The organism is Paenibacillus sp. B01, from assembly GCF_009649995.1.
GTDB classification, from domain to species: domain Bacteria; phylum Bacillota; class Bacilli; order Paenibacillales; family Paenibacillaceae; genus Paenibacillus_O; species Paenibacillus_O pasadenensis.
On record NZ_CP045802.1, the window covers coordinates 5,600,402 to 5,612,001 of the forward strand.

The following is an 11,600-nucleotide window of genomic DNA, read 5'->3' on the forward strand; positions in this document are numbered from 1 at the left end:
CCGAGGGCGCCGGACAGCGGCTGCTACCGTGCTCCGCGCCCCGGATCCGGAAAGGTCGCGACCCCCATGCCAGACTATCATCACCTGGAGCATGTCAAAACGCAATCCCGGTCCAAGCGCACGCTCTGGATCACGCTGCTGCTGACCTTTTTCTTCACGATCGTGGAAATCGTCGGCGGCCTGCTGTCGAACTCGCTCGCGCTGCTCTCCGACTCCGCTCATATGATCTCCGACGTCATCGCGCTCGGCCTCAGCATGACCGCCATCTACATGGCGTCGCGCCAGCCGGACTCGCGCTATACGTTCGGCTACCTGCGCTTCGAGATCATCGCCTCGTTCCTGAACGGGCTGGCGCTGGCCGCGATCTCCGTCGGCATCCTGATCGAGGGCGTCCGCCGCTTCCTGCGGCCGGAGCCGATCGACTTCGGCCTCATGCTCGGCATCGCCTCGATCGGGCTCGTCGTCAACATCGTGCTGACGATCGTGCTCAGCCGCAGCATGAAGGAGGAAGACAACCTGAACGTGCGCAGCGCGCTCTGGCACTTCATCGGCGACCTGCTCAGCTCGATCGGCGTCATCGCCTCCGCGCTGCTCATCCTCTGGACCGGACGCGTCTGGTTCGACCCGCTCGTCAGCCTCGTCATCGCGGGCATCATCTTCGCCGGCGGCGCGCGCATCACGCGCGAGGCGTACCTCGTGCTGATGGAGTCCGTGCCGGGAGGCTTCGATCTCGAGGAGATCCGCCGGGCGATCCGCGCCGTCGAAGGCGTCGAGGACGTGCACGAGATGCATCTGTGGGCCGTGTCGACCGAGCATTACTCCCTGACCGCGCATGTGTTCGCCGACGAGCGCATCCAGCCCCACTGCATCATTCTAGCCATCAACGACACGCTTCAAAAGAACTTCGGCATCTCCCACTCCACCGTGCAGGTCGAGCATGCCCGCATCCATCCGCATGGCGAATACGGCGCCGCGTTCCTGCGGCGCAAGCGGCTCGGCCTGCGCTCGAGCGGCCGGCGCGTCTAGCGGGGCTCCGCAAGCGCGGCGGCCGCCGCAGCCGGCCTCACGTCCATTTGGAAGCCCAGAGCTTCATTTCCCGGATGATCTGATGCAGATCCTCGCCCTTGGGCGTCAGCGTGTACTCGACCGTGACCGGCACGGTCGGGTATACCTTGCGTTCAAGCACGCCCTTCTGCTCCATATGGCGTAGCGTGCTCGTGAGCGCGCGCGGGCTGACGGCCGGGATGAGGCGCTGCAGCTCGCCGAAGCGGCGCGTGCCGACGAACAGCTCCCGCAGGACGAGAAAGGCCCATTTGCCGCCGATGACGTCCAGCGTCTTTTCGATGTTGCAGTCGATCACGTCGGGCTTTTTCGGTACATAGTTGTTGGCAGCCAAGTCGAACGTCTCCTTCTCGTAAGCTAGTAACCTAAAGTATAGTAGATAACCCTCGTATAATAAAGTGACGAATATTTCACTACTTCCATCCCGGTAGAAACATGCGTAGAATAGAGGCTGTTCCGAAATCCGATTCCAATGGAGGGATATCCCGATGAGCATGAATTACCGCAGGCTGGGAAGCGCCGGCGTCAAGGTGAGCGACATCAGCCTGGGCAGCTGGCTGACGTACGGAGGGTACGTGGAACGCGAGAACGCCGTCAAGGCGATCCATACGGCATACGATCTGGGCATCAACTTTTTCGATACGGCGAACGTGTACGAGCGCGGAGCGGCCGAGACGCTGCTCGGCGAGACGATCAAGGCGTTCCCGCGCCACTCCTATGTGCTGGCGACCAAGGCGTTCTGGCCGATGGGCGACCTGCCCAACGACCGCGGCCTGTCGCGCAAGCATCTGACCGACCAGTTCCACGCGAGCCTGAAGCGGCTGGACGTGGATTACGTCGACATCATGTACTGCCACCGGCATGATCCGGAGACGCCGCTCTACGAGACGCTTCGCACGCTGGACGACCTCGTGCGCGCCGGCAAGGTGCTGTACGTCGGCGTGAGCGAGTGGACGGCGTCGCAGATCGCGGAAGCGCATGCGGTCGCCGACCGCTACCTGCTCGACCGCATCGTCGTCAACCAGCCGCAGTACAACATGTTCAACCGCTACATCGAGCCGGAGATCATCCCGTACAGCGAGCGCAGCGGCGTCGGACAAGTCGTCTTCTCGCCGCTGGCCCAAGGGCTGCTGACCGGCAAGTACACGTCGGCGACCGACATCCCGGCGGACAGCCGCGCGGCCAAGCTCGACTGGGTCAAGAACGGCATCACCGAGGAGAAGATCGGCAAGGTCAAGCAGCTCGCGCACGTGGCGGCAGAGCTCGACCTGACGGTCGGCCAGCTGGCGCTCGCCTGGATCCTGCGCCAGCCGAACGTCGCCAGCGCCCTCGTCGGCGCGAGCCGTCCCGAGCAGGTCGTCGAGAACGCCAAGGCTTCCGGCGTGAAGCTCGACGCTGAGATCGTCGAGCGCATCGAGTCGATCCTGACCGGCGAGAAGAAGTAGTCGCCTATTGAACCCAAACAAGCGAGAACGATTGTTCTCGCTTGTTTGGGTTTCGTTTTTCATCTCCAGCATCTTGCTCTTTGCATCTCGCTCCGACTTGTAGGACCATCGATCCAGGCAAATATAATCATATACATTTCTCCCATATTTCGTTAGAATCCAATTTGTTGCCTCATAAGAATAATTGGTTAAAAACGAGAGGAATGAGATGTTCTTGAAAAAGTGTTTCTTGTCCACAGCTTTAACAGCTACAGTTTTAGTAACTTCTCTCTCTTCATTCTCCATGGTTAGTGCCAACGGAGCTCAAGATACTAACTCTTTACAGGTAAACAGTACTTCGACCTCTCCCCCGAGCTTGGATGCTTACTTAAAAAGCAAAGGTTTTCCTGACGATCTCATAGCTCTTTACGATGTAGAACAAAAGCAGGATCTTTACAACCAAAAAGCCGACTTTCTAGGTTATAATACAGTTGGAAATAGAATTGACGAACGTTTGATCCAGCCTTATGCTTTAGACTCCAGCAACAATTTCTCCCACACCGTAAGCGCAAGTCGAGTTGTATCCGCTAAAGGAACGGTTCAAATTGCATTGAATTATAACTGGGACTGGAAATATGATCCCACTTATACGATGGAAGATCAGTGGGGGATCGCTTGGTCAGACGGCTTTACACTTGTAGACAATTCCTCGCAATATAAGTATATTGCTTATGGAAAAAGAACCGACCTTATCGGAAGTACTGAAGAAGATACTAACGGCGGCGTTACCCAGACAGGGGGAATTTATACCGTTGGTGCGGGTATGGCGTATAAAGTTAACTTAGTTGGCTCTTGGTCTAGACCAAACCCTGGCTCAGCAGCCGCTAAGACATTTTCAACATATAGACATAAGGGGTGGAGCGGATTCAGCATTCGCAAAGGGCATGACAACTCTAAAAATATTGTCACCACTTCCTTCTCAGCGATGTACTTCCATCAATTTTTAAAGCCTTCAGGATCAATTTCTTTTGGAGGAGGCTCAGCAATCCCAGGCATTCAAATCGGTTGGGCAACTAGTTACGATAGCTCAAAGAGTTCCGCGACAGCTAGTGTAGCATGGGGGCAACAAGATAAGCTTTCTTAAAGGAGGTACCCATGTATATATTTAATTTCCTAGGGTTGTATGCAACACCGATTATTGCTTTCATCTTTATGTTTTCTTTCCTACAGATTACAGCCAAAGAAAAAAGCTATTTTTTGAAGATTGTCAGTTCAATCTCCTTTGCTCTAATTCTATGGACGATTACAGGATTATTGCTATTCATTCAGCAATAATAAGAGGAACAAAACAGCGACGCATCCTAAACGATGATGTCGCTGTTTTGATTTTCTTCTGCGCAACGACCGATTCGAGCGCGGTGTCGTGCTGGTCTGCGCCTAGTTCGCCGCTCCCGGAGATTCGCGGCCCCATCACTCCGTCCCTAGACGTCACCCTTTTGAATATCCGGGCATTGCGCCGGCGGACCGCCAAGTCCAGAACTTGGCTCCGTTGCTGACGACGAATCGGCTGAACCAGGTTTCGAAATCGCTCCCCAGGCTTGTCAGCTCTTTCACCGGTGCCGCGCTGTTGCCGACGAGCATGTAGTCTTCTTCGCCTCTCGCGTATTTCTCGCAATCCATGACGATCCGATCGTCGAAAACGACCGCGATCATCAAATACCCCGGCTCTTGATACGTCTCGTAGAGATGCTCCGCCTGATCGGCCGCGATCAAGCAGCTTGCCCCTCCGTAGAGCTCGTGATCAAATAGGGAGCATCCGTTCGTCAGCTGAAGCAGCTCCAGATAGCTGCCCGGCATATCCAATCCGGTCGAATCGAGGAGGCTCTGGATTTCTTCCGCTGTCGCCGGCGGCTGAAACGAACAAGCGTAGCGGCCTGCCTCGCCAGAATCGTCCTGGAGAAACAGGCGGCCGCCCCCAAGCTCTATCCTCTTTTGCAATCCCTCGAAAGTCCGCTTTATAAGCGATGGCGCTGCCGCCACCCGCTCCATGAACTCCAGCCGGTTGCCGAACGGATCCTGCGCGTAGAAGCGCAAGATGCCTTCTTCTTGCCTTGCGTCGTCGTCGGCCGTCGCGATCCCTGCCTCGTCCAGCGCCCGGCGCAGCTCCTCCAGCCCCGTCGCGAGAAAGGCCGGATGCGCTTTGCGAGCCGGCACGAAGCCGTCCTGCACGCCGATATGGACCTCATGCCGGCCGCAGCGGAACCAGACGCCGCCCCGCTTCGCCAGCTCGGGCGGCTTCGGCAGCTCCTCCCACTGGAGGCGGCCGCCGTAAAAGCGGCGAGCCTCCTCCTCGCAGCCCGCCGGCGCGGCCAGCTGCACATGGTCGATTCCTTCGTAGGCGAAAGCCATCCTGTCCCTCCCTTTCCACGCAGGCAATCGAGCGGGCCTTCTAGAAGCCGCGCCCCCTTACTCCAAATACCGCTCCCGAAGCAAGCGGCGTTCCTCCGCGCTCACGCCGAGCGCCTGCTCGAGGTAGCCGTCGGTGGAGCCGTACACGCGCCGCATCTCGTCCAGCGCGCTATGGATGTACTCCGGCGACACGCCCAGCACGGAGCGGACGAAGCCGAGCACCCGCTCGTCCGGCAGCACGGCGCCGACCTGGGCGAGGATGCGCTCCGTCGCTTCCGGCCGCGTGCCCTCGGTCGCCATGTAGTCGGCCGAGATCGTCTCCTCCGAGGCGCCGAGCGCCAGCAGCACGACGGCGGCTGCGAAGCCCGTGCGGTCCTTGCCGACCGTGCAATGCCACAGCACTGGGCGGCCTTCCGCCTCCAGCAGCGCGCGCATGAGGCGGGCATAGGCGCCGCGGGTATGCTCGTCGGTCACGAACTGCCGGTAGATGCCGGGCAGCGGATTGTCGAGCTGGCCGCCCGCCGCGAGCTGGCCGAGCAGCTTCGGAATCTCTCCGGAGCTGAAGTTGCCGCCGAACACCGGCAGCTGCAGATACGGCGCCTCGCCGATGCGCGGCGTCGGCACCTCGGCCCCTTTGTCCGCCGTGCGCAGGTCGCAGACGAACGCCAGCCCGAGCGATTCCAGCAGGCGGAACTCGCCTTCGCTCAGATCGGTCAGCTCCCCCGACCGGTACAGATATCCCGGCTTGACCCGCCTGCCGCCCTCGGCCGGCAAGCCGCCCAGCTCCCTCAGGTTCAGCCGGCGCTTCAGCTCGGCGCGGACGTCCCCGCTTTGTCCTACAGCCTCTTCTAGGCTCATCTCTTTCTCCTCCTCGGATAGACAGCTCCAGGCTCATCGCAAAGGTTATTCGTCCCGAGACGAGCCGGCTCCTGCCGCTATCGACGAATCGATGGTGTCCAGCGCCGGGTTCACGGCGCGGTCGACGCATCGACTCGGATGCCGATGCTTTCCGGCTCCGCCTCGGCATCCATGCCGTCCTGGATGACGACGGTCCAGCTCGCGCCGTTTTCCTGGTACGAGCTTTCGACGATGACCGGCACGGCCGCATGCGTCTGCTTGAGAGCACGGCGGATCGCCTCCGACCGCGACAGGACCAGCTTCTGCGGGTCGCCGCTGTCGATCCGCTCGACAGACGCCGCCTTCGCCTGAGCCGGATAGGACTCGTTGATTCCTCCGTCGATGCGGACCCTCACCTGCTGACCGAGCTCGACGGAAACAGGGCTCGTGACGGACAGGGCGTTGCCCGACGGGCCGCCCTCTCCGGTGAGAAGGAACCCGCCCTTGTCGATGCGGACGACATGTCCGGTCATGGACGCTCCTTGTTCGGCGGGCGTCTTTGCATCCGGAATCCGGACCTCCTGAACTCGTTCGTCCTTCGCCTGGTCATCCTCCAGCCGCACCGTCCAGCTCGCATCGTCCGCCGCATAGACGACTCCCTGCACGACCGGAACGGCAAGCTCCGGCAGCTGCTCCAGCGCCCGGCGAATCGCCTCGGCCGTCGTCAGCGACGCGCCTGCGAACGGCTCTCCCTCCTCCTGCAGATGCTTGATGACGCGGGCGGTTCCCTGTCCGGGATAGCTGGTCGCGATCGCTCCGCCTTGAAAATCGACGGATACCTTCTGTCCGACCGGCGGCAGCTCCAGCTCGCCTCCGATCGCGACCCAGACCGCTTCGTTGCTCGGCAAACCGGGCGCGGAGGAAGTGAACAGGAACCGCCCCTCCTCGACGCGCACGGCATGTCCGATCCACGGGAGAGCGGTGGAGACGGCCGGCGACTCCGCGTCGCCGCTTGAGCCGCAGCCCGCCAGCACGCTGGCCAGCAGGGCGAGCGCGGCAAGCAGACCAAGCAAGCGGCGATGGCGCAGGCCGGTGGCTGCCGGCCCCTGCCGAACCGGGCGGCGATGGTTCAGCCTGGAGCTGTCCAGCCTCTCTAGATCCGGACGGCGGCGGTTTACTGCGGCGGTTTCGGCACGGACAAGCGGGACGGCGGAAGGGTACGACGACGCGCGGAGGACATTTCCCTCCTGCTGCCGAACGGCTGGTTTTCGCATGGCACGCTCCCCTTTCTCGGGTCGGCTTCGGCTCGACCGAACGCCTCTTATGCCCTTCCTGACGCCCGCCGCCTGCCAAAGGTTGCCATGCGCCTCACATTCCGAGCGTAGAAGGCCCGCCTGCCCCCATCGACCGCCTGAACAGCGACGTGCGGAGAAAGAGCGCCAGCCCCAGTCCGGCCGCGAGCGCGGCAACGGCCACGCATACCGGCTGCAGGCCGAGCCGGTCCGCCAGCAGGCCGACGAGCAGCGTGAGCGCGATCTGCAGCCCGCCCTGCGCCATGTCCGACGCGCTCGCGACGCGGCCCATCAGCTGCGCCGGCACCTGCTGCTGGAAGTACGTCGCATAGCCCGCTCCCGCATACGCCATGCCGAACCCGAGCCCGATGAACGCCGCCGACGGCATCCAGAACCCGTCCGACAGATAGAAGAGCAAGTAGAAGACGCAGGTCATGAACGTGCCTCCGCCGAGGTACCAGAGGAAAGGCACGCGCCGGGCGAGCAGCGCCGCCGTCGACGCGCCGGCCAGCGACCCGATGCCGGTCATGCTGACGAGCAGGCCGTACGCCTCCGGGGACAGCGCCAGCTGCTCGCGGATGAACGTCGCCTCCTGCGAGTCGATCGCCGCTCCGAGCAGCATCGCACCTTGGAAAAGGCCGTACACGAGCAGGAACGGCTTGGCCGAGCGGGCGAAGCGCCCGACCTCCCGCCAGTCGGCGGCCCATGCCCGCAGCCGCGGCAGCCGGACTTTCCCTGGCGCGGCCAGGGCGGAGCCGGAAGGGAGGCTCGGTTCGTTGGCCGAATTCGAGCGATGAGGCAAGCGTTCGGCTGCACCGGCGGCCGGCTCGCCCCGATCCGCCTCGGCCTCCTTGGGAGCCGCAGGCGCGCCCGCTGCGCCTTTGCCCACGGACGGCAGCCGCGCGATCATGCCGGCGCAAGCGAAGAACGTCGCGGCGTTGAAGAAGATGCTGAAGTCTGCGCCCCATAGCGGAATGAGCAGGCCCGAGACGGCGGGTCCGAGCAGGAACGCGCCGGAGCTGCTCATGCCGAGGATGGAGTTGAAGCGCGCTCGCTCCTGTCCGGGGATGAGCTTGACGATGTACACCTGCTGGCTGGGACCGAAAAACGAGCCGGCAAGCCCGATCAGGAACACGAGCGCGTAGATGCCCCACAGCGTGGAGACGAAAGGAATGGCCGCCATCAGCGCGCCGCGCACGAGATCGGAGGCGATCATCAGCCGCCGCGGGTCGGCGCGGTCGACGATGCTGCCCGACCAGAAGTTCGTCAGCAGCAGCGCCGCAGGGCGCAGCGCGAACAACACCGCCACGGCGGCCGCCGAGCCGCCGCTCAGGTCCAGCACCGTCAGGTTGATGGCGACGAAGTAGATCCAGTTGCCGAGATAGGACAGTCCCAGTCCGCTGACGAGCAGGACCGCTTGCCTCCATGAGGTCATTCGGAAGCGCCTCCAATTCGCGTTTTCTTCCAGAATATCACAGGCATGCGTGGCGTCCCGGAGGCAGATGTGGCGTTCCCGTGGCGGGCGTCGATGCAGTCATCGGACGGTCGTGTCAAATCGAAGGGCGACGGTCCGAGAACCGTCGCCCTTCTTCCCTGCCCGCTGGAGCGGGGCTGCAAACACGCCCTAGCGCTGCAGCTCCAGCTGCGCGCAGGACGGCACGACGACATCCGCGTCCGGCAGCTCCTGCGCCTTGTCCGCGTCGGCCAGGCCGATGGCGGCTCCCGCTCCGGCGGCGCGCGCCATGAGCATGTCGCCGTTCGTGTCGCCGACGACGGCGACGCGCGCCGGATCGACGCCGAGCCGGCGGCAGGCGAGCTCGACCATGTCGCCGTATGGCTTGCCGCGGTCGACCTGGTCGGTGCCGATGATCTCGGCAAAATAGCCGTCCAGCCCGAGCCAGCTCAGATGCTGCACGGCCGATGTCGTCTCGTCTGCGGTCACGACCGCAGCCGGCAGCCCGAGCTCGCGGCAGGACGCGAGCAGCTCCGGCACGCCGGGCAGCGCCAGCGCGGGCCGCTCCTGCTGCATCCGGCTCTCGGCGAGATGCAGGCTTTCCTGGGCGAAGACGCGCGCCTCGCTCCAGCCGAGGCCGCGCCGGTAGCCGCTTGCCGCGAGCAGCGCGAGCAGCTCGGCCAGCGTGCCGGCCGCGAGCGGACCGTTCCGGTCGTAGCCGGAGGCGATGCCGCTCTCCGCGAACGAGATGCCCCATTCCCGGCCGAGCTCCTCGCGCGGCAGGTCCGGGAACCCTTTTCCCCGCAGCCGCTCCGCGAACGCCTCCTGCATATGCCGCGTCCATACTCCCCATGTGTAGCTGAATTCGAGCAGCGTCCCGTCCTTGTCGAACAGGATCGCCTCCACCTCGAAGCCCTTCTCTCCTGCCAGCAGCAGCGCCATCTGTCTCCTCCGTTCCCAAGTTCGATTCCTGATCTCATTGAAGAAGGTTCGGCCGGAATAGTCAAGCCGAGGCGGGAGTAGAGCGAGAGCGGGGGCGAGACGGATGCGGGTGTGGAGGCAGGTGCCGAAGCAAGTGCGGAGACGGATGCAGGTGTTGGAGCGAGTGCCGAAGCGAGCGCGCTGCGGGGGCAGGTGTGGGAGCAGGTGCCGAAGCGAGTGCGGTGCGGATGCAGCTCCCGAAGCGAGTACCGAAGCAGAAAAACCGCCCGCTCCTTGCGGAACGCGCGGCTTTATTCGAGTCCAAGCGCTCGACTGTCCCGACTAGAACGTCGTGAACCCGAGCCGGTCCTGCACGCGGTACATCAGCCGCTTGAGCCAGACGGTCTTCTCCTCGTACTCGCTGTAGTCGAGCGTGTAGCGGGCGCCGTCGTTCGTCCACAGCTTGCGGAAATACGCCTCCAGCTCGGCGGCGGGACGGCTGTCCGGAGCGGCCTGCACCCGCAGGTTCGTTTCCAGGTTGAGGTCGTCCAGGTTGCGCGTCGTGAAGTTGGCCGAGCCGTTATGGATAACCGCGCCGTTCGGGCCGGAGACAAGCATGAGCTTGGCGTGGTACTGCTCCTCGTCCGTGTTGTACCAGCGCACCTCGATGCGGCCCTCCGTCCGGTCCCGCAGCTCGGCGGCGACGGGGCGGTTGGGCACGCCGATTTTGGAGTTGCCGAAAGCGACCTCGTTCGGATCGAGGATGAGCCGCACCTGCGCGCCGCGGTCGGAAGCGCGGACCAGCGCCTGCACGACGTCGCGGTCCGCCAGGTAGAACATGCCCAGCCAGATCCGGTCCTCCGCTCCCGCCGCGTCCAGATCGCGCAGCACATGCGCGCGGATGCGGCCTTCGGTCAGCAGCTGCACGGAAGCTTGCTCGGCGGAGGGCGGACCCGAGGATGCCGAGGCTGGATCGGATGCGGCGGAGGACGGCGCGGAGGATGCCAGGGCTGGATCGGATGCGGCGGAGGACGGCGCTTCAGTTGCTGGCGTCGGAGCGAGCTGATCCGGTCCCGGCAGCCGCACGTCCGAGCCGGACAGGTCGATCGCCGCTTGCTCGGTTCGCAGCGCCTCGGCCAGCAGCTCCGGCACGCCGGTGACGGCATAGCCGCTGTTGGAGTTGAAAAAGCTCGCGTCATGCGCGTTCGCGCTGGCGACGACGAGCGTATCCTCGGTGATGAGCGTCTTGCGGTGGTTGGCTTTGGCGTTGACGAGCTTGAGGTAGGAGCGGACGGTCATGTCGGGGGCTCCGCTGGCCATCTTGTTGGGCAGCCAGCCCCGGCCCTCGGTGCCGAGCCAGCCCGCCGTCAACCGCCAGCCCGCCGTATAAAGCGGATTCGAGTCCCGCAGCGGATCGACGTCGGTGACGACGACGGCGATGCCGGCCTGCCGCAGCCGCTCCAGGTCAGGAGCGGGATGCGAGCCGTAGGAGGTGTTCACGTCATCCGTGATGACCGTGACGCTCAGATTCGGAAGCTCTTTTTTGCGGGCGATGAGGGCGTCTGCGACCGGCCGGCTCAGAGGCGGGAACGACTGGTCCTCGTTGTAATACCCGTTGAAAAGAAACAGGTCAAGCACGACGAACCGCTCGGCGTCCCCGATCGCCCGGAGCATGCGCGAGAAAATGGCCTGCTCCGTCGTCTTGCCCCCGTCCTCGTCCTCGAACGTCAGGTCGGTCAGCAGCTCGATGCGGCTTGCCGGCACAGGATGGACCGCGCCCTCGAACGACACGCCGGGCGGCAGCGGCTTGTTCGCCTGATAGAGGACGACGCCGGCGTACAAGAGCAAGAAAAGCAGGAGCAGGACGAGCCGCAGGCCGGGGCGGCGGGGGCGCCGAGAACGGCGCGGACGGCTTGAAGCTCCGCCCGAATCAGGCCGAGCGGGCGCGGGCTCATCCCCGCCCTGTACAGCGGCCGGCGCGCTGCGTGCCGCTTTTGCCGGAAGCGGGTTCGCTGCATGGCGGCGGTCGGATGGCCGCTGGCGGCGACGCGGATCGGATGGATCGGCGTCCGCGAGGTCGGATGGAGGAATCGGTTCATTGGGGCGGGATGCGCTCATGGAAGGCCTCTTTCTAGTCCCGCGTTTCGCGAGGGTTTTCTTCATGAGTACCGCCGCGCCCGTCCCTTTGAAACAGCAGAGGAA

At 63.6% G+C, this 11,600-nt stretch carries 10 protein-coding genes and 1 pseudogene; 3 read left to right on the forward strand and 8 right to left on the reverse strand.

The annotated features are described in order from the left end of the window. Window positions 1–66 precede the first annotated feature (66 nt). A complete protein-coding gene (locus GE073_RS23935) occupies window positions 67–1,026 on the forward strand; it encodes a cation diffusion facilitator family transporter (RefSeq protein ID WP_153784539.1) in 960 nt (319 codons plus the stop codon). A gap of 37 nt (window positions 1,027–1,063) precedes the next feature. On the opposite strand, the gene GE073_RS23940 is transcribed toward GE073_RS23935, so the two are convergent. Next, window positions 1,064–1,396, reverse strand: a complete 333-nt coding sequence (locus GE073_RS23940) for a winged helix-turn-helix transcriptional regulator (protein WP_228551763.1) — start codon at window positions 1,394–1,396, stop codon at window positions 1,064–1,066. 160 nt (window positions 1,397–1,556) lie between these two features. Here GE073_RS23940 and GE073_RS23945 point away from each other — a divergent pair, with 160 nt between their 5' ends. Further along, a complete protein-coding gene (locus GE073_RS23945) occupies window positions 1,557–2,507 on the forward strand; it encodes an aldo/keto reductase family protein (protein WP_153784820.1) in 951 nt (316 codons plus the stop codon). A 208-nt stretch (window positions 2,508–2,715) separates the two neighbouring features. Beyond that, window positions 2,716–3,630, forward strand: coding sequence for a hypothetical protein (locus GE073_RS23950; protein ID WP_153784541.1), 915 nt, complete (start codon window positions 2,716–2,718; stop codon window positions 3,628–3,630). A gap of 344 nt (window positions 3,631–3,974) precedes the next feature. On the opposite strand, the gene GE073_RS25995 is transcribed toward GE073_RS23950, so the two are convergent. The 7 genes and pseudogenes from GE073_RS25995 to GE073_RS25195 all read right to left on the reverse strand — a co-directional run bounded on the left by GE073_RS25995 (window position 3,975) and on the right by GE073_RS25195 (window position 11,516). Further along, window positions 3,975–4,535, reverse strand: a complete 561-nt coding sequence (locus GE073_RS25995; RefSeq protein ID WP_323744220.1) for an SMI1/KNR4 family protein — start codon at window positions 4,533–4,535, stop codon at window positions 3,975–3,977. Beyond that, window positions 4,530–4,895: pseudogene (locus GE073_RS23955) on the reverse strand (glyoxalase); the annotation flags it as partial. The pseudogene GE073_RS23955 and the gene GE073_RS25995, both read right to left, overlap by 6 nt. 57 nt (window positions 4,896–4,952) lie before the next feature. Continuing rightward, window positions 4,953–5,753, reverse strand: coding sequence for a tyrosine-protein phosphatase (locus GE073_RS23960; RefSeq protein ID WP_153784542.1), 801 nt, complete (start codon window positions 5,751–5,753; stop codon window positions 4,953–4,955). Window positions 5,754–5,863: 110 nt separating this feature from the next. Further along, window positions 5,864–7,006: a DUF3221 domain-containing protein gene (locus tag GE073_RS23965; protein WP_127464586.1), complete on the reverse strand. Its 1,143-nt coding sequence runs from the start codon at window positions 7,004–7,006 to the stop codon at window positions 5,864–5,866. A gap of 94 nt (window positions 7,007–7,100) precedes the next feature. Further along, a complete protein-coding gene (locus GE073_RS23970; protein ID WP_153784543.1) occupies window positions 7,101–8,459 on the reverse strand; it encodes an MFS transporter in 1,359 nt (452 codons plus the stop codon). A 189-nt stretch (window positions 8,460–8,648) separates the two neighbouring features. After that, the gene (locus GE073_RS23975) at window positions 8,649–9,419 is read right to left on the reverse strand and encodes an HAD family hydrolase (protein WP_153784544.1); all 771 of its coding nucleotides are present in this window, start codon (window positions 9,417–9,419) and stop codon (window positions 8,649–8,651) included. A gap of 321 nt (window positions 9,420–9,740) precedes the next feature. Next, on the reverse strand, window positions 9,741–11,516 hold the full coding sequence (locus GE073_RS25195) for a phospholipase D-like domain-containing protein (RefSeq protein WP_228551765.1): 1,776 nt from the start codon (window positions 11,514–11,516) through the stop codon (window positions 9,741–9,743). Between the last annotated feature and the right edge of the window lie 84 nt (window positions 11,517–11,600).